Source organism: Mesorhizobium sp. P3_A2 (assembly GCF_056403115.1).
In genome coordinates, this window is the sequence record NZ_JBFUGC010000008.1 from 137,708 (window position 1) to 156,299 (window position 18,592).

Sequence of the window (18,592 nt, forward strand, 5' to 3'; positions counted from 1 at the left end):
CCGTCGAATATGTGCACGATCAATCTTACAAAAAGCTCTGCGGGTCGATGTCGACCTGCACGCGGACCGAGCCGCGCTGCTTCGGCCCTTCGGCCAGCATGGTGCGGATGAAGCCTTGCATGTCGGCCCGCCGCTCGCCCTGGATCAGCAAGCGGAAGCGGTGGCGCCCGCCAAGCAGGGACAGCGGCGCCTCGGCCGGGCCGAGCACGAACAGGTCGCTGGCCTGCGGTGCTGCACGCCGCAGGCCGCGCGCATGCCCTTCGGCCTCCGCTCGCGTCACGGCGCTGACGATGACGCCGGCGAGCCGCCCGAAGGGTGGGAGTGCAGCCCGTTCGCGCTCAGTGATCTCGCGCTCGTAAAACGCCTCGGCATCGCCCGAGACGATCGCCCGCATCACCGGATGGTCGGGCTGAAACGTCTGCAGCAGGCCAAGGCTCTTCTTGCCGGTGCGCCCGGCGCGCCCTGTCACCTGGCTGAGCAGCTGGAAGGTGCGCTCGGCGGCGCGCGGATCGCCATTGGCGAGACCGAGATCCGCATCGACGACACCGACCAGGGTCATGTTGGGGAAGTTATGCCCCTTGGCGACCAGCTGCGTGCCGATGACGATGTCGGCCTCGCCATTGGCGATGGCCTCGAGCTCCAGCCGCAGCCGCCGCACGCCGCCCATCAGGTCGGAGGACAAGACGATGGTGCGCGCATCGGGGAAATGCGCCACGACCTCCTCGGCTATGCGCTCCACGCCCGGCCCGCAGGCGACGAGATGGTCGAGCGTGCCGCATTCGGGACAGGCCTCCGGCCGCTTCTCATTGTGCCCGCAATGATGGCAGACGAGCTGGCCGCGAAAGCGGTGCTCGACCAGCCAGGCCGAGCAGACCGGGCAGCCAAAACGGTGGCCGCAGACCCGACACAGCGTCAGCGGCGCATAGCCGCGTCGGTTGAGGAACAGCAGCGACTGTTCTTTTTTCTCCAGCGTGCGCTGCATCTGATCGATCAGCAGCGGCGACAGGAAGCCGCCGCGCGCCGGCGGCGTGCGGCGCATGTCGATGGTCTTGAGGTCGGGAAGGGCGGCCTCGGCAAAGCGCGCCGAAAGCACCGCCCTGCTGTAGCGGCCTTGCTGCGCATTGACCCGGCTTTCGACGGACGGCGTCGCTGATGCCAGCACCACCGGAAAGCTGCTGATATGGCCGCGCACCACCGCCATGTCGCGGGCATTGTAGAAGACGCGGTCCTCCTGCTTGTAGGCAGGGTCGTGTTCCTCGTCGACGACGATCAGCCCAAGCTGCCGGAACGGCAGGAACAGCGCCGAACGCGCCCCGGCGACGACGCGCACGCCGCCTTCCGCCACTTGCCGCCAGACCTTTTCGCGCATTCTGGGCGGCAGGTCGGAATGCCATTCGGCCGGCTTGGCGCCGAAGCGCTGCTGGAAGCGTTCGAGGAAGGCGTGCGTCAGCGCGATTTCCGGCAACAGGATCAGCACCTGCTTGCCCTGGTCGAGAGCCGCCGCCACCGCTTCGAAATAGACTTCCGTCTTGCCCGATCCGGTAACGCCGTCGAGGAGCGTCACGTTGAAAACACCGGCCGCGACATTGGCGCGCAGCATGGCGGCGGCATCGGCCTGGTCCGTCATCAGCTCCGGCAGGGCGTAGGAGGCATCGGGCGCTGCGACCACCGGTCGCGGCGGGATCATCACCGTCTCGAACACGCCTTGCGCCTTGAGCCCCTCGATCACCGTCGACGACACGCCGGCAGCATGCGCCAGCCCGGATCGCGTCCAGGCGAGGCCACCTTCCGCCGTCTCCAGCACGCGTGTCCTCGCATCCGTCATCCGATCGGGCATGAGAAGCGTCCGTTGCAGGCCCTCGATCCATGGTTCGGGATCGAACGCCTCCGGCGCCCTGAGCAGCATGCGCGCCACCATGCCGGGCGGCGACAGCGTGTACTGAGCGATCCAGTCGACGAAGCGGCGCATGCCGCGGTCGATCGGCGGACAGTCGAAAACCTGCTCGATCGGCCGCAATTTCTTCGCATCGACCTTTTCGACCGCGCCGTCCCAGACGATACCGGCAACCTGGCGCGGACCGAGCGGCACGCGCACGATCGAGCCCGGCACCACGCGCATGCCGGCGGGCACCGCATAGGTGTAGGGCCGTTCGGCGGGCATCGGCACCAGCACCGGCGCGGCTGCGACAAAGGGCGAATCTTCGATCATCGGGCGTGACCTTGCCCCGACTTTGGTCTAGATCAAAGGGCAACCCCGAATGTGCATGACCTGCACATGGAAATCTTTCAGGAGACCCCCATGAAATTTTTTGTCGACACCGCTGACATCAAGGACATCAAGGAACTGAACGACCTGGGGCTGCTCGACGGCGTTACCACCAATCCCTCGCTGATCCTGAAATCCGGCGGCAAGATCGCCGATGTCACCAAGCAGATCTGCGACATCGTCAAGGGCCCGGTTTCGGCCGAGGTCGTGGCCACCGAATACAAGGACATGATGGCCGAGGCCAAGATCCTGGCCAAGATCGCCGACAATGTCTGCATCAAGGTGCCGCTGACGCTGGACGGCTTGCGCGCCTGCAGGACGATCCGCACCGAGATGAACCGCATGGTCAATGTGACGCTGTGCTTCTCGGCCAACCAGGCGCTGCTGGCCGCCAAGGCCGGCGCCTCGTTCATCTCGCCCTTCGTCGGCCGCATCGACGACACTGGCTCCGACGGCATGGAGCTGATCGCCGAGATCAAGCAGATCTACGACAATTACGATTACCCGACCGAGATCCTGACCGCGTCGGTGCGCACGGTGAACCACGTCAAGCAGGCGGCGCTGATCGGCGCCCATGTCATCACCGCGCCGCCGGCGACGCTAAAGGCGCTGGTCAAGCACCCGCTGACCGACAAGGGCCTCGAACAATTCCTCGCGGACTGGGCCAAGACCGGCCAGAAGATCAGCTGAGACCAGGCTTCGATATCAACAAAAAGGCCGGGAACCGGCCTTTTTTATTGCGATCCGCATATTGGGGAACGCTCAGAGACCGTTTCGAAATTCGCTCTGGCGAGTCATATGGTGGTGGTTTCGAGAACCGGAGCGCAGCGGACATTTCGGTCCGTGAGCACCGGAAGCGCAGAAAACGCCATCAGATGACCGCCGGAGTAGAATTTCCAAACGGTCTCTCAGGCCTTTTTGCCGTGCCTGACCAAGTCCTGGGCGACCGACAGGCTCACCATTTCGGCCAGTTCGCGCGCGGCGCGGTTCTCGGCGTCGAGCTGCGCCCGGTAGGAGGCGAACTCCTGCCTTGGCTTGTCGAAGGATGACGGGATCGAGCGCTTGCCGGTGGCGATGACCGCACCGGTCTTGGCATCGGTCAGCACATAGTTCGCCGTCAGCGTCACCGTGCCTGCGGTCGGCTCATCCTCGTCGGTCTGGACCTGCACCACCGCGGCCGATTCGACCAGTTCGGTGACGCCGAGATCGAGCGTGTAGACCGGCGCTGGCGGCTCGCCGGCGCCCTGGCCAAAGGCAAAGATCAGATTGTTGCGGACCTGCTGGGCGTAGCGGGTCTTGACCGGCTTGACCGCGATCGACGCCAGTTCGGCTGAAGCGCTAACCGTCGAGCCTGCCGTCAACGGCGCGCTGGAATAGAGCGGCCTGACCGTGCAGGCCGAAACCAGCGCCATCGAGGCGACCATGCCGTACAGCGCGGCGCGGCGCAGCAAATGCGTCGTCTTTTCCAGATCAGGCAACGACATTGACGATCCTCTGCGGCACGATGATCACCTTGCGGGGCGCCTTACCTTCCAGCGCTTTTTGCACGAAGTCGAGGGCCAGCACCGCTTTTTCGACCGCACCTTGGTCCGCGTCGCGGGCAATTGTCAAATCCCCACGCTTCTTGCCGTTGACCTGGACCGGCAGCACGATCTCGTTGTCGACGACCAGCGCCGGATCGTAGACCGGCCACGGCCGTTCGGCGACCAGATCGGTGCCCCCCAGCGTGTGCCAGCACTCCTCCGCCAGATGCGGCATGACCGGCGCAACCACATGCACCAGGATCTCCACCGCCTCGCGGCAGGCGCCTCTGAGCGCTGCATCGGACTTGCCCTCGGCGACGTCATTGAGCGGCGTGGTCAAGGCGTTGGCCAGCTCGTAGATGCGGGCGATGGCGCGGTTGAAGCCGAGCTTCTCGATGTCCTCGCCGATGGCCTTCAGGATCTTGTGCGCGGTCTTGGAAACGGCACCGGCCTCGCCCTCCTTCGCCGCTTGCGGCTTGACGCCGTCGAGCGTCTCGGCGGCGATCGACAGCAGGCGCCAGACGCGCTGGATGAAGCGATGCGCGCCGGCGGCGCCATCGTCGGTCCATTCGACGTCGCGCTCCGGCGGCGAATCCGACAGCATGAACCAGCGGGCCGTGTCGGCGCCGTAGCCGTCGGTGATGTCTTCCGGGCTAACGGTGTTCTTCTTCGACTTCGACATCTTTTCGAGCGAGCCGATCGCCGCCTCTTCGCCGGTGGCGATCTCGATGGCGCGGCGCTTGCCGCCGGCATCCTCGATCCTGACCTCTGCCGGCGACAGCCAGCGTCCATTGGTCGACGCGCCGCCGACGCGGTAGGTCTCGTGCACCACCATGCCTTGCGTGAACAGACCCTTGAACGGCTCGGCGAGGTCCAGATGCCCGGTCTCGCGCATGGCGCGGGTGAAGAAGCGCGAATAGAGCAGATGCAGGATCGCATGCTCGATGCCGCCAATATACTGGTCGACCGCCAGCCAGTCATCGGCCGCCTTGGGCTCGGTCGGCTCGTTGGCCCAGGGCGCGGTAAAGCGGGCGAAATACCAGGACGAATCGACGAACGTGTCCATCGTATCGGTCTCGCGCCGCGCATTCTTGCCGCATTGCGGGCACTTCACATGCCGCCAGGTCGGGTGACGGTCGAGCGGATTGCCGGGACGATCGAACTCGATGTCGTCGGGCAGTCTGACCGGCAGGTCGGCCTTCGGCACCGGCACCACGCCGCAATCCTCGCAATGGATCATCGGGATCGGGCAGCCCCAGTAGCGCTGGCGCGAAATGCCCCAGTCGCGCAGGCGGAAGTTCACCTTGCGCTCGGCCATCGGCCGGCCGCCGATGCTTTTCTGCTCCAGCAGCTTCGCGACTTCGTCGAACGCTTGCTCCGGCTTCATGCCGTCGAGGAAGCGCGAATTGATCATCACGCCGTCATCGACATAGGCCTCTTCCGTGATCTGGAAGGTCTTTGCGTCGGCATCTTCCGGCATCACCACCGGGGTCACCGGCAGGCCGTATTTGTTGGCGAAGTCGAGGTCGCGCTGGTCGCCAGACGGGCAGCCGAAAATGGCGCCGGTGCCGTATTCCATCAGCACGAAATTGGCGACATAGACCGGCAGCGTCCATGAATCGTCGAACGGATGGACGACGCGGATGCCGGTGTCGAAGCCCTTCTTCTCGGCCGTCTCAAGTGCCGCCACCGACGTGCCCATATGGCGCACCTCGTCGATGAACTTCGCCAGCTCGACATTGCTCTCCGCGGCCTTCCTGGCCAGCGGATGGTCGGCAGCGACCGCCATGAAGGAGGCGCCGAAGATGGTGTCGGGCCGGGTCGTGTAGACCTCCAGTTCGTGCGCGTCACCGACGGGTGCTGCCAGCGGCCAGCGGATCAGCAGCCCTTCGGAGCGGCCGATCCAGTTCTGCTGCATCAGCTTGACCTTTTCCGGCCACTCGCCGAGACCGTTCAGCGAATCCAAGAGGTCCTGCGCATAATCGGTGATCTTGAAAAACCACTGCGTCAGCTCGCGCTGCTCGACCAGCGCGCCCGAGCGCCAGCCGCGCCCGTCGATGACCTGCTCGTTGGCGAGCACCGTCATGTCCTCCGGGTCCCAATTGACCTTGGAGGATTTGCGCGTCACCAGCCCCTTCTCGACGAAATCGAGGAACAGCATCTGCTGGCGGTGGTAATAGTCGACGTCGCAGGTGGCGAATTCGCGCGACCAGTCCAGCGACAGGCCCATCATCTTGAGCTGCTCGCGCATGGCGGCGATGTTGGCGTAGGTCCACTCCTTGGGGTGGACCTTGTTCTGCATCGCGGCATTTTCGGCCGGCATGCCGAAAGCATCCCAACCCATCGGATGCAGCACGTTGAAACCCTTGGCCCGCTTGTAGCGCGCCACCACGTCGCCCATCGTGTAGTTGCGGGTATGGCCGATATGGATCTTCCCCGACGGATAGGGGAACATCTCCAGCACGTAGTATTTCGGCTTCGGGTCGTCATTGTGCGCTTCGAACAGCTTCTTTTCGGCCCAGGCTTTCTGCCATTTGGGCTCAGACGCGCGCGGATTGTATCGTTCGGTTGCCATCGGATGATTTTCACTTAAAAGCAGGCGCAGACCGCCGGACAAGGCCCGGTGGCCAAGGTAAATGTCGTCGCGGTGTTCACCATGGATTGCCGGACCCGTCAACTGCGACGAGCCGGCGAGGGCGATTAAAGACAGGCAGGATATAGGCATGGCCAGCGCCGTCGAACAGTTTTTCGCCGTCAAGACGAGGATCGGCGTTGCCGAGCGCGAGGCCGGCCGCGCCGCCGGTTCCGTTACCCTGGTGGCCGTGTCGAAGACTTTTGAGGCCGACGCCATCCGACCGGTCATCGAAGCCGGCCAGCGCGTCTTCGGCGAAAACCGCGTGCAGGAAGCGCAGGCCAAATGGCCGGCGCTGAAAGCCGAATTCCCCGATATCGAGCTGCATCTGATCGGCCCGCTGCAGTCGAACAAGGCGAAGGAAGCTGTCGCTTTGGCCGATGTCATTGAGACCGTCGACCGCGAGAAGATCGCCGCCGAACTTGCCAAAGAGATCACAAGGCAAGGCCGGACGCCAAAACTCTATGTCCAGGTCAACACCGGCTCGGAGCCGCAAAAGGCCGGCATCGAGCCACGCGACGCCGTCGCCTTCGTCGCCCGTTGCCGTGATGTTCACGGACTGGCCATCGAAGGCCTGATGTGCATTCCGCCGGCGGACGAAAACCCCGGCCCGCATTTCGCTTTGCTGGAAAAGCTCTCGCGCGAGGCCGGGGTGGAAAAGCTGTCGATGGGCATGTCTGGCGATTACGAGACCGCCATCGCCTTCGGCGCCACCAGTGTCAGGGTTGGGTCGGCTATCTTCGGCAGCCGGTAGCTTCGCCCTGCGCTCCTTGCCGCGTCGTCGGCCGAATGCTATATCTAGCCAAGCTAGCTAGGAAGCATTCATGAACTGGCACCTTCAGGACGCCAAGAACAATTTCTCCAAGGTGGTTCAACGCGCGCGCAGCGAAGGACCGCAGACGGTGACGTTGCGCGGCGAGCGTGCCGCAGTGGTGCTTTCCGCCGAAGATTATGACCGTCTGGCTGGAAAGAAAAAGTCGTTGGCCGAGTATCTTTTGACCGGCCCGGTTTGGGATGATGATTTCGCCGAAGAGGTCAACCGCCGCCCGGATACGATGATCCGGGATATCGACCTCTGATGTATCTGCTCGATACGAACATCGTTTCGGATGTGCAGAGGCGACTGCCCAAGCCTACCGAATGGCTGGCTTCGGTGGATCCCACATCGGTGAGTCTCAGCGTCATAACGCTTGGAGAGATCGAGCGTGGGATCGTCAAGTTGCGCAAGGTCGACTCCGAAAAGGCAACACGCCTCGATCTTTGGCTACGCGCGCTTCGGCGGGACAATGCCGACCGTATTCTTGCTGTTACGGAAGATGTCGCATTGGCTTGGGGCCGCATCACCGCCGGCCGCACACGAGGCAGCGCGGACACGCTCATCGCAGCAACCGCGCTCGTCCATGATCTCATCCTTGTAACGCGCAACGTCACTGATTTCGATGATACAGGCGTCACGGTGCTTAACCCTTGGGACGACTAACCGCCTCCGTTACCTGACGAACGCGAGCTGGCATGCTTGGACCAATCGCAAGCCTGTCGTTGCGCCACCACTGGAAACGAAACGTACCGTTCCTATTTGATTGGCGTCATCACACATCTGCTGGAGCCGCTACCCATGCGCTACAATCAACTCGGAAATACGGGGATGTTCGTCTCCGAACTTTGCCTTGGCACCATGACCTTCGGCGCCGCCGGCGAGAATGCCCAATGGGGCCTGATCGCCAGCCTCGACCAGAAAGGCGTCAACGACATCGTTGCCCGCTCCATCGCCGCCGGCGTCAACTTCTTCGACACGGCCGACGTCTACTCCTTCGGTGATTCCGAACGCCTGCTCGGCCAGTCGCTCCGGGATCTTGGCGTCAAACGCTCGGACGTCATCATCGCCACCAAAGTCCACGGCGCCATGGGCCAGGGCCCAAACGAGCGCGGCTCGTCGCGCGGCCACATCATGGATTCGGTCGACGCCAGCCTGGAGCGGCTGCAGCTCGACCATATCGACCTCTACCAGTTGCACGGCACCGACACGGTGACGCCGATCGACGAGACGCTGCGGGCGCTCGACGATCTCGTCGCCAGCGGCAAGGTTCGCTATATCGGCGTCTCCAACTGGCAGGCCTGGCGCATCGCCAAGGCGCTGGGCATTGCCGGGCGCAAGGGCTTTTCCCGCTTCGAGACCATCCAGTCCTATTATTCGATCGCCGGCCGCGACCTCGAGCGCGAGATCGTGCCGCTCATCAACGAGGAGAAGCTCGGGCTGATGGTGTGGTCGCCGATGGCCGGTGGCTTGCTGTCGGGCAAATACGGCCCCGGCGCGCCCGGCAATGGCGAAGGCCGCCGCGCCGCCTTCAACTTCCCGCCGGTCAATGAGGACCGCGCTTGGGCAGCTGTCGCCGTCATGCGCGACATCGCCAAGAAGCACGACGTCAGCGTCGCCACGGTGGCGCTCGGCTATGTGCTGGCCAAACCCTTCGTCATGAGCGTCATCATCGGCGCCAGCCGCATGGAGCAGCTGGAGCAGAACCTTGCAGCCGCCGATGTGAAGCTCGACGCCGACGATCTCGCCAAACTGGACGAGGTCAGCGCGCTGCCCTCCGAATATCCCGGCTGGATGCTGGAGCGCCAGGGTGCCGGCCGCCGCCCGGCGCCGTTCGTGCCGAAGAAATAGGCACATCTCGGCCTGATGCTTCGGGAGCCATTTGGCTCCCGAACGTCTGTCAGGCCATCCGCACGCTCTCGACCAGAAAGTCGAGAAAGGCCCGCACCCGTGCCGGCAAATGCCGGCCCTGGCCGACATAGACGGCGTGGCTAGGCTCCTCGTCGCCCGGATTGAAATCCTCCAGCAGCGCCGTCAGCCGGCCCGCCGCAATGTCATCAGCCACATGCCAATGTGCAAGCCGGGCGATGCCGGCGCCGGCAACCGCCATCAGCCGCATCGTCTCGCCATCGCTGACCACCGTGTTTCCCATGATCGGCACCATGACGGCGTTGCCGGCTGCGTCGACAAACTGCCAGCCATCGACATGCCTGACAAAGCCGAAAGCCATGCGATTGTGCCGGTCGAGATCGGCCGGTGTCAGCGGCGTGCCGTGGGTGCCAAGATAGGACGGTGCGGCAACAACCACCATCCGGCATTGCCCGAGCTTGCGCGCCACCAGCCGCGATTCGCCGAGCGGGCCGGCGCGGATGGCGACGTCGGCGCGCTCCTGCATCAGGTCGATGACGCTGTCGGTCAGCGCGAGATCGACCGAAATCTCAGGATAGCGTTCGAGGAAGCGCGGCAGCAGCGGGATCAGCCGGTGCACCCCGAAGGGCACATAGCTGTTGACGCGCAGCCGTCCGCGCGGTGCCGCACCCACGGCGGCCTCGCGTTCGGCCGCCGCCATGTCGGCCAGGATGCGCAGCCCGCTGTCGTAGAAGGCCGTCCCTTCCGGCGTCAGTTGCAGCTTGCGTGTCGAGCGGCTGACCAGCCGCGCCCCGAGCCTTGCCTCCAGCCGTGCGATCAGTTTGCTGACCGCCGACGGCGTCATGCGCAGCGCGCGAGCGGCAGCCGAAAAGCTGCCCGCCTCGACGACGCGCACGAACACTTCGATCTCGCCGGAGCGGTTGATGTCGGACCTGGCCATCTGTGAATCTATTTCACAGGAAATATGCCTAAGGCAAGTCTGGTTCACAAGGCGTGGGTGCACGATCTCTTGGGTCGGGGCGCGGATTGGACCAAGGCGCTCATCGTCTTGGAAGTGGAAACCGCCATGCCTCTTGCTCTCTACGCCCTCGCCGCCGGCGCCTTCGGCATCGGTGTCACCGAATTCGTCATCATGGGCCTCCTGATCGATGTCAGCAAAGATCTCGGCGTCTCGATCTCGGCCGCCGGCCAACTGATTTCAGGCTATGCACTTGGCGTCGTCATCGGCGCACGGCTGTTGACCATCGCCACCGGCAACTGGCCGCGCAAGACCGTGCTGTTGGCGCTGATGGCCATCTTCACGATTGGCAACCTCGCCTGTGCGTTGGCGCCAGACTACTGGACGCTGATGGGCGCCCGCATCATCACCGCCTTTGCCCACGGCACCTTCTTCGGCGTCGGCTCGGTGGTTGCCACCGGTCTGGTCGCACCCAACAAGAAGGCCTCGGCGATCGCGCTGATGTTCACTGGCCTGACCATCGCCAACATTCTCGGCGTGCCCTTCGGCACCTGGCTCGGCCAGGCCTTCGGCTGGCGCGCCACCTTCTGGGCGGTAACCCTGGTCGGCCTCGCAGCCTTCGCCGTCATCCTCCTCCTGGTGCCGCGCAGCCAGACGGTGCCCGAAAAGACCAATTTGCGCGCCGATCTTGCCGTGCTGCGCCGCACGCCGGTGCTGCTCGGCCTTGCCACCACCGTGCTCGGCTATGCCGGTGTCTTCGCCGTCTTCACCTACATCGCCCCGCTGCTGACCGAGATCAGCGGCTTCAAGGAAGCGGCCGTGTCGCCGATCCTGCTCGTCTTCGGCGGCGGTCTCATCGCCGGCAATCTGCTTGGCGGCAAGGTCGCCGACCGCTGGCTGGTACCGGCGGTGCTCGGCAGCCTCGTGGTGCTGGCCCTGGTGCTGGCAACCATGACCTTTGCCGTCCACAGCCAGGTCCTGGCCGTGATCTATGTCGGCCTGCTGGGTGCCGCCGCCTTCGCCACCGTGGCGCCGCTGCAGATGTGGGTGCTGGAAAAGGCGCAAGGTGCCGGCCAGAGCCTCGCCTCGTCCTTCAACATCGCCGCCTTCAATCTCGGCAATGCCGCCGGCGCCTGGCTTGGTGGCGCGGTGATCGCCCATGGCCTTGGCCTCGGCTCGCTGACCTGGGTCGCCGCCTTGCTGCCGGTCGCGGCACTCGGCGTCGCCGCCCTGGCGCTGCGCCTCGACAGAAACGGCGAGCGATTGGTGCCTGCCGCCGTCTGCCCAAGCGCCGCGGAGTGACCCGCAGAGTGACCGCAACTCCGAAACATCCCGACCCCGACAGAACCCAAGACACGAACCCGACAGGAGAAACCGTTGTGACCAACAGCAAAAATCCGGTTCGCCACGCCATCCTTGCCAATGCGATCGGGCATTTGAAGCTCGTTCCGCTCGCTTTGGCGGCTTCGTTGATGTTCGATCCGGCGATAGCCGGCGAAAAGCAAGGGTGGGTTGGCACCTGGCTGGCCAGTCCGCAATCGACATGGGGCGCCGATTTTGCCCTGCCGGTGAAGATACCGCCGCAGCTTGAGAACCAGACCATTCGCCAGACGGTCCGGATCAGCCTTGGTGGCGAGAAATTCCGTGTCGTCCTGTCGAACGAGTATGCCGGCACGCCGGTCCAGATCGGCGAGGCCCGTGTGGCCGTTGCCGGTGAGGGGCCGAAAATCATCGCCGGCGCCGATCGCGCGCTGACCTTTGGCGGACAGGCCAAGGCCGCAATCGCGCCGGGCACGTCTCTGATCAGTGACCCGGTGGATCTGCCGCTCGATGCCTTGAGCCGGCTTTCGGTGTCGGTCTATCTGCCGCAGGAAACGCCGCTCGCCACCTTCCATTGGGACGGCAAGCAGACCGCTTATATCGGCGGCGGCAACCAGACGGCTTCGGACGCGTTCGCGGCCACGCAGACCACCGACGCACGCATCCTGCTCAGCGAAATCCTGGTCGACGCACCCGCAAATGACGGCGCTGTCGTCGCTATCGGCGATTCGATCACCGACGGCGCCGGCGCCATTCTGGGTGCCGACAACCGCTGGCCCGATTTCCTGGCCGCTCGCCTCGCCCCGAAACAGGTGGCGGTGCTCAACGCCGGCATATCCGGCGCCAGGCTGCTGGACGACGCCATGGGCGTGAAGGCATCCGCCCGCTTCGACCGCGATGTCCTGGCCCAGCCCGGCGTCAAGGCGGTGATCCTGCTCATCGGCATCAACGACATCAGCTGGCCAGGCACGCCCTTCGTGCGCGAAAAATCCCTGCCCGCTTTCGAAACCTTGACAAGCGCCTACCTGCAGCTCGCCGCCCAGGCCCACGCCCACAATCTCAGCATTGTCGGCGCCACGCTGACGCCCTTCGAAGGCGCATTGAGCGGGACGCCGCTCGATGCCTACTATACGGCGGAAAAGGATGCGCTGCGCCAAAAGGTCAACGACTGGATCCGCACCAGCGGCGCCTTCGATGCCGTGGTCGATTTCGATCTCCTGCTGCGCGATCCGGCGCATCCGACACGTCTGCTGCCCAAATTCGATTCCGGCGACCATCTGCATCCGGGTGACGAGGGAAACCAGGCCATGGCCGACGCCATCGATCTCGCCACACTGGTCAAAAACTGAGCGACGCATCCGCTGCTTCGGTTCACACTTTGAAAGGACATAAAATGGATTATCGACGTCTCGGCGCATCGGGCCTGAAAGTGCCCGCACTCTCCTTCGGCGCCGGCACTTTCGGCGGCTCCGGCCCGCTGTTCGGCGCCTGGGGCAACAGCGACGCCATGGAGGCGCGGCGGCTGATCGACATCTGTCTCGAGGCCGGCGTCAATCTGTTCGACACGGCCGATGTCTATTCGAATGGCGCTTCCGAAGAGGTGCTGGGCGAAGCCATCAAGGGCCGCCGAGACGCGGTACTGATCTCGACCAAGACGTCCTTGCCGATGGGCGACGGCCCGGCCGATTACGGCTCGTCGCGCTCGCGGCTGATCAAATCCGTGGACGCCGCACTGAAGCGCCTCGGCACTGACTACATCGACCTTTTGCAGTTGCACGCCTTCGATGCAGGCACGCCAATCGAGGAGGTGCTGTCGACGCTGGACGATCTCGTTCGCTCCGGCAAGCTGCGCTATGTCGGCGTCTCCAACTTCTCCGGCTGGCAAGTGATGAAGTCGCTGGCGGAAGCCGACAAGCACGGTTATCCCCGCTACGCCGCGCATCAGGTCTACTACTCGCTGGTCGGCCGCGACTATGAGTGGGAGCTGATGCCGCTCGGCCTCGACCAGGGCGTCGGCGCGCTGGTGTGGAGCCCGCTCGGCTGGGGCCGGCTGACCGGCAAGATCCGCCGTGGCCAGCCGCTGCCGGACAAGAGCCGGCTGCACGACACCGCCGATTTCGGCCCGCCGGTCGCGAACGAGCACCTCTACCGGGTCATGGATGCGCTCGACGCCGTGGCCGAAGAGACCGGCAGGACCGTGCCGCAGATCGCCATCAACTGGCTCTTGCGGCGCCCGACCGTGTCCTCCGTCATCATCGGCGCCCGCAACGAGGAGCAGCTGCGCCAGAACCTCGGCGCCGTCGGTTGGGCCTTGACGCCGGAGCAGGTGAAGAAGCTCGACGCGGCAAGCGAAGTCACCGCGCCCTACCCGTACTTCCCCTATCGCCGCCAGGAAGGCTTTGCCCGGCTCAATCCGCCGGCAGTGTGAACCTGGCTCTTCATTGAACGGCTTCGCCACCGTTCAATGAAGGACGAATTCGCCATCGACCTTCCGCCATTCATTCGGCGCGATCAGCTTCTGATGCGTGTAGGTCACCGAATGCAGCGGGCCGTCGAGCTTGGCCTGCCAGAATTCGATAAAGCGGATCAGCACCGGGAATTTCGGTGCGAGGTCGTAGTCCTGCCAGATGAAGCTCTGCAGCAGGTGCGGATGGTCGGGGAAGTGATAGAGAATCTTGGCCGTGGTCAGCCCATAGCCTTTGAGCATCAAGTCCATTTCGGCATGGTCACGCATTGCAGCCCCCTGCGTCGATCTCCTTTCCTCCCAATGTCGGATTCTGCGCTTACTTGCTTAACTGTCTATTGATTTTTTTTGATCACACCGGGCATTTTCCACGCTAAAACATGCAGTTAGCAGCGACGCCGTGCGAGTGCTGACAGCACCGGACGACGCCCCTGCGGCATCCCGCCGCGCGAATCCAACGTCTAATGTTGCCGTCATCCCGGAACTGTTAATAATGCGCGCGAATTCGCGGCGGCATCGCCGCGATCCCGCCAATGATCAAATCGGCGGATAGTTTGGGGAGGAAGTGAAGAAATGTCCGAGGCCCATGTCCACCGCGTCCAGCCGGCGTGGAAGAAGAACGCGCTGATCGACAACGACACCTACCTGAAATGGTATGCCGACAGCGTGAAGAATCCGGACAAGTTCTGGGGCAAGCACGGCAAGCGCATCGACTGGTTCAAGCCGTTCAGCAAGGTCAAGAACACCTCCTTCGACGGCAAGGTCTCGATCAAATGGTTTGAGGACGGGCTGACCAACGTCTCTTACAATTGCATCGACCGCCATTTGAAGAAGCGCGGCAACCAGACCGCCATCGTCTGGGAAGGCGACAATCCCTACGACGACAAGAAAATCACCTATAACGAGCTTTACGAGCATGTCTGCCGGCTCGCCAACGTGATGAAGAAGCACGGCGTCAAGAAGGGCGACCGCGTCACCATCTACATGCCGATGATTCCGGAAGCGGCCTATGCGATGCTTGCCTGCACGCGCATCGGCGCCATCCATTCGATCGTCTTCGGCGGCTTCTCGCCCGACGCGCTTGCCGGCCGCATCGTCGACTGCGAATCGACCTTCGTCATCACCGCCGATGAAGGCCTGCGCGGCGGCAAGGCCATCCCGCTAAAGGAGAACACCGACAAGGCGATCGATATCGCCGCCAAGAATTTTGTCATGGTCAACAAGGTTGTCGTCGTGCGCCGCACCGGCGCCAAGGTCGGCTGGGCACCGGGACGCGACGTCTGGTACCACGACGAAATCGCCTCGGTGAAGGCGGAGTGCAAGCCGGAGAAGATGAAGGCCGAGGATCCGCTGTTCATCCTCTACACCTCCGGCTCGACCGGCAAGCCGAAGGGCGTGCTGCACACCACCGCCGGCTATCTCGTCTATGCCTCGATGACGCACCAATATGTCTTCGACTATCATGACGGCGACATCTACTGGTGCACCGCCGATGTCGGCTGGGTGACCGGCCACAGCTATATCGTCTACGGACCGCTCGCCAACGGCGCCACAACGCTGATGTTCGAGGGCGTGCCCAACTACCCCTCGCAGTCGCGCTTCTGGGAAGTCATCGACAAGCACAAGGTCAACATCTTCTACACCGCGCCAACAGCGCTGCGCGCCCTGATGGGCGCCGGCGACGAACCGGTGAAGAAGACATCGCGCAAATCGCTGCGCGTGCTGGGCTCGGTCGGCGAGCCGATCAACCCGGAAGCCTGGGAGTGGTATTTCAACGTCGTCGGCAACGGCAAGGTGCCGATCGTCGACACCTGGTGGCAGACTGAGACCGGCGGCATCCTGATCACGCCATTGCCCGGTGCCACCGACCTCAAGGCGGGTTCGGCGACGCGGCCCTTCTTCGGCGTCAAGCCGCAGTTGGTCGACGGCGAGGGCAAGGTGCTGGAGGGTGCCGCCGACGGCAATCTCTGCATCACCGATTCCTGGCCCGGCCAGATGCGCACCGTTTATGGCGACCACGACCGCTTCGTGCAGACCTATTTTTCCACCTACAAGGGAAAGTACTTCACCGGCGACGGCTGCCGGCGCGATGCCGACGGCTATTACTGGATCACCGGCCGCGTCGACGACGTCATCAACGTCTCCGGCCACCGCATGGGCACCGCGGAAGTCGAATCGGCACTGGTCAGTCATGACAAGGTTTCGGAGGCCGCCGTCGTCGGCTATCCCCACGACATCAAGGGCCAGGGAATCTACAGCTACGTCACCTTGATGAAAGGCGTGGAGCCGAGCGAGGAACTGCGCAAGGAGCTTATCGGCCATGTCCGCAAGGAGATCGGCGCCATCGCGTCGCCCGACAAGCTCCAGTTCGCTCCCGGCCTGCCGAAAACGCGCTCCGGCAAGATCATGCGCCGCATCCTGCGCAAGATCGCCGAGGACGATTTTGGCGCACTTGGCGACACCTCGACACTGGCTGACCCGGCCGTGGTCGACGACCTGATCGCCAACCGTCAGAACAAGAAGAGCTGACGCGTTTGATGGCTGCACTGGGGGCGGTCACGGAACTCTGGCGTTACCCCGCAAGCTCGCTTGCCGGCGAGCGCCGGGACGCCATTTCGGTCGGCCCTGAGACCATCGGCGGTGACCGCCTGTTCGGCCTCGTCGATGTCTCGGACAACGAGATCGCGCGGCCCGACCGCGACGCGAAGTGGCACAAAGTACCGCGCATCCGCACCCGGCTTACCAACGACCGGAAGCTTGAGATCGCCGTTCCCGACGGCGACTGGCTGGCAGCACCAGGTGCTGAATGCGACAGCGCCGTCTCGGCCTATCTCGGCTTCGCCGCGTCGATCCGGCCGTTCAGCCAGGACAGCGCGCCCGGCTACACCGGCCCGCTGACCGCCGAGCGCTACCGCAAGGCGCCGATCCATCTTTTGACCACCGCATCGCTGGCGCGGCTGAAGGCACTGCACCCGGAAGGCACCCCCGACCCCCGCCGCTTCCGCCCCAACATCGTCGTCGACACGGCGGCGGTTGAAGGTTCGTTTCCCGAGACCGAATGGATCGGCCGCAAGCTCGCCATCGGCGACCTGCTGGTGACCATCTCGGCACCGTGCCGCCGCTGCGGCTTCACCATCATCTCCCAGGACGGCTTCGACCACGACCCCGGCATCCTGCGCAATCTGGTCCGCCACAACGCCCATAATCTCGGCGTCTATTGCACGGTGGACAGGCCAGCCAGCGTCGAGATCGGCGCGCCGATGCGGTTCGTTCAGGATTAGCGCCGGGCCAGCCCCGGATCAGACAGATCACTAACGATACAGATCCGCCCGTGTCGGCGGCAGGCCGCTCGAGCCGCGCGCGCGTTTGGTGACGACGGTCTGGAAAATCTGCGCCGAGGCGCGCTCGAAGGTGATCGAGCAGCCGGTGAGATAGAGCAGCCACAGCCGCGCCTTGGCCTCTCCGACTTCGGCGACCGCCTCGTCGAAACGGGCCTGCAGCCGTTCGGCCCACAGCCGGCAAGTGCGCGCATAGTGTTCGCGCAAATTCTCGACGTCGTAGACCAGGAAGCCATGCGCCTCGAAATTGCCGAGCGTCATGCCGATCGTGTCGAGTTCGCCGCCGGGGAAAATGTATTTGAGCAGCGCCTTGAACTCGGGACCCTTGCGTAGCGTCTTCTTCAAATCGCCCTTGCTGCGCCTTGTGATCGCATGGTGCAGATAGATGCCGCCCGGCTTGAGCAGGCGATGGACGGTCTTGAAATAGGTGGCGTGGTTGGCGAGCCCGAGATGCTCGAACATGCCGATCGACGATATCTTGTCGAAGCTGCCTTCGAGCTCCGTATAGGATTTGATCTCGATGGTGATGCGGTCTTCCAGCCCTTCGGCGCGGATACGCTCGCGAGCAAGATCGGTCTGCGCCTGCGACAGCGACACGCCGTGGCCAACGACGCCGTAATGCTTCACCGCATGGATCAGCATGGCGCCCCAGCCGCAGCCAATGTCGAGCAGCTTTTCGCCCGGCTTAAGCCGCAGCTTGCGGCAGATATGGTCGAGCTTGTCGGCCTGCGCCTGGTCGATGCCGTTGGCGAAATCCGTGAAATAGCCGCAGCTGTAGACCATGCGCTCGTCGAGGAAGAGCCGGTAGAAGGCGTTCGAAATGTCGTAGTGATGCTGGATCGCTTCCTGGCTCGAGCCGCTGACATAGGGATTGCGCCCCGACAGATCGGTCCGCGCACTCATCTGCTTGCGTGACAACAGCACCGCCGGCAGGTCGCGCAGGATCGCCAGCTTCGGCAGCGACTTGATCTTGGTTCTGAGCTTGCCTTGCGACGGCAGCGCGTAGAAATCGAAAATCGTCCCGTCTTCGATGTCGATCGTCTTGGAAATCCACATCTCGATCAGCGTCGACAACGACGGCCGCTTCACCACCTGCCAGACGATGTCCTGGTCGTTGATGGTCAGCACCGGACCGGTGGCGGGGCCGATCCGCTCGCCGGTCCACAGCCTGACCGCAAAACCCGGCTTCAGCGTTTCGATCACAGTGCGAACGATGCGCGCGGCCTTCTCGGCTGCCTCCATGCCATTCCTCCGAATGCTGGTCTCCCAGCGGGAGTTTGCCCGGCTGGACGGCCGATCGCAACCCGACCCCGGAAAAGCCGGCCCGCCGGCTATTTCAAACCGGCATCTTGTCTTTTGCTGCAACGCACCCCATCATGACGGTGTGTTCAACAAATCGAAAGGAGGT

The 18,592-nt window shown here is 63.9% G+C and carries 16 protein-coding genes; 10 read left to right on the plus strand and 6 right to left on the minus strand.

Annotation, left to right across the window (positions count from 1 at the left end; genetic code table 11):
- Positions 1-25: 25 nt before the first annotated feature.
- The gene (locus AC1DXM_RS19435; RefSeq protein ID WP_477235268.1) at positions 26-2,209 is read right to left on the minus strand and encodes a primosomal protein N'; all 2,184 of its coding nucleotides are present in this window, start codon (positions 2,207-2,209) and stop codon (positions 26-28) included.
- 90 nt (positions 2,210-2,299) lie between these two features.
- Here AC1DXM_RS19435 and fsa point away from each other — a divergent pair, with 90 nt between their 5' ends.
- The gene (fsa, locus tag AC1DXM_RS19440) at positions 2,300-2,956 is read left to right on the plus strand and encodes a fructose-6-phosphate aldolase (RefSeq protein ID WP_477235270.1); all 657 of its coding nucleotides are present in this window, start codon (positions 2,300-2,302) and stop codon (positions 2,954-2,956) included.
- Positions 2,957-3,174: 218 nt separating this feature from the next.
- On the opposite strand, the gene lptE is transcribed toward fsa, so the two are convergent.
- Together lptE and leuS are read right to left on the minus strand one after the other, a co-directional pair.
- Entirely contained in the window at positions 3,175-3,750 is a 576-nt protein-coding gene (gene lptE, locus AC1DXM_RS19445; protein WP_477235272.1) for an LPS assembly lipoprotein LptE, read from the minus strand.
- A complete protein-coding gene (leuS, locus tag AC1DXM_RS19450) occupies positions 3,737-6,364 on the minus strand; it encodes a leucine--tRNA ligase (RefSeq protein ID WP_477235274.1) in 2,628 nt (875 codons plus the stop codon). Before leuS ends, lptE begins: the two co-directional genes overlap by 14 nt.
- 148 nt (positions 6,365-6,512) lie before the next feature.
- On the opposite strand from leuS, the gene AC1DXM_RS19455 reads away from it, so the two are divergent.
- From AC1DXM_RS19455 to AC1DXM_RS19470, 4 genes are all read left to right on the plus strand, one after another.
- Complete coding sequence (locus AC1DXM_RS19455) at positions 6,513-7,175, plus strand: YggS family pyridoxal phosphate-dependent enzyme (RefSeq protein ID WP_477235276.1); 663 nt, start codon at positions 6,513-6,515, stop codon at positions 7,173-7,175.
- 70 nt (positions 7,176-7,245) lie between these two features.
- Positions 7,246-7,500, plus strand: coding sequence for a type II toxin-antitoxin system Phd/YefM family antitoxin (locus AC1DXM_RS19460; RefSeq protein WP_477235278.1), 255 nt, complete (start codon positions 7,246-7,248; stop codon positions 7,498-7,500).
- On the plus strand, positions 7,500-7,901 hold the full coding sequence (locus AC1DXM_RS19465; RefSeq protein ID WP_477235280.1) for a PIN domain-containing protein: 402 nt from the start codon (positions 7,500-7,502) through the stop codon (positions 7,899-7,901). The genes AC1DXM_RS19460 and AC1DXM_RS19465 overlap by 1 nt, the downstream gene beginning before the upstream one ends.
- A 135-nt stretch (positions 7,902-8,036) precedes the next feature.
- On the plus strand, positions 8,037-9,086 hold the full coding sequence (locus tag AC1DXM_RS19470; RefSeq protein ID WP_477235282.1) for an aldo/keto reductase: 1,050 nt from the start codon (positions 8,037-8,039) through the stop codon (positions 9,084-9,086).
- A gap of 49 nt (positions 9,087-9,135) precedes the next feature.
- Here AC1DXM_RS19470 and AC1DXM_RS19475 read toward each other — a convergent pair whose 3' ends face one another.
- Positions 9,136-10,044: a LysR family transcriptional regulator gene (locus AC1DXM_RS19475; protein WP_477235284.1), complete on the minus strand. Its 909-nt coding sequence runs from the start codon at positions 10,042-10,044 to the stop codon at positions 9,136-9,138.
- Positions 10,045-10,170: 126 nt separating this feature from the next.
- Here AC1DXM_RS19475 and AC1DXM_RS19480 point away from each other — a divergent pair, with 126 nt between their 5' ends.
- The 3 genes from AC1DXM_RS19480 (at position 10,171) to AC1DXM_RS19490 (ending at position 13,810) form a co-directional block, all read left to right on the plus strand.
- Positions 10,171-11,364, plus strand: coding sequence for an MFS transporter (locus AC1DXM_RS19480; protein ID WP_477235286.1), 1,194 nt, complete (start codon positions 10,171-10,173; stop codon positions 11,362-11,364).
- Between the two features lie 77 nt (positions 11,365-11,441).
- The gene (locus AC1DXM_RS19485) at positions 11,442-12,731 is read left to right on the plus strand and encodes an SGNH/GDSL hydrolase family protein (RefSeq protein WP_477235288.1); all 1,290 of its coding nucleotides are present in this window, start codon (positions 11,442-11,444) and stop codon (positions 12,729-12,731) included.
- A gap of 44 nt (positions 12,732-12,775) precedes the next feature.
- Positions 12,776-13,810 (plus strand): aldo/keto reductase, encoded by a 1,035-nt coding sequence (locus AC1DXM_RS19490; protein ID WP_477235290.1) that lies wholly within the window; start codon positions 12,776-12,778, stop codon positions 13,808-13,810.
- Positions 13,811-13,843: 33 nt separating this feature from the next.
- On the opposite strand, the gene AC1DXM_RS19495 is transcribed toward AC1DXM_RS19490, so the two are convergent.
- Entirely contained in the window at positions 13,844-14,116 is a 273-nt protein-coding gene (locus tag AC1DXM_RS19495; RefSeq protein WP_477235292.1) for an usg protein, read from the minus strand.
- A gap of 303 nt (positions 14,117-14,419) precedes the next feature.
- Here AC1DXM_RS19495 and acs point away from each other — a divergent pair, with 303 nt between their 5' ends.
- Together acs and AC1DXM_RS19505 are read left to right on the plus strand one after the other, a co-directional pair.
- Complete coding sequence (gene acs, locus AC1DXM_RS19500) at positions 14,420-16,375, plus strand: acetate--CoA ligase (protein ID WP_477235293.1); 1,956 nt, start codon at positions 14,420-14,422, stop codon at positions 16,373-16,375.
- 8 nt (positions 16,376-16,383) lie between these two features.
- Positions 16,384-17,127, plus strand: coding sequence for an MOSC domain-containing protein (locus AC1DXM_RS19505; protein WP_477235295.1), 744 nt, complete (start codon positions 16,384-16,386; stop codon positions 17,125-17,127).
- A 30-nt stretch (positions 17,128-17,157) separates the two neighbouring features.
- Here AC1DXM_RS19505 and AC1DXM_RS19510 read toward each other — a convergent pair whose 3' ends face one another.
- Positions 17,158-18,426, minus strand: coding sequence for a class I SAM-dependent methyltransferase (locus AC1DXM_RS19510; RefSeq protein ID WP_477235297.1), 1,269 nt, complete (start codon positions 18,424-18,426; stop codon positions 17,158-17,160).
- Between the last annotated feature and the right edge of the window lie 166 nt (positions 18,427-18,592).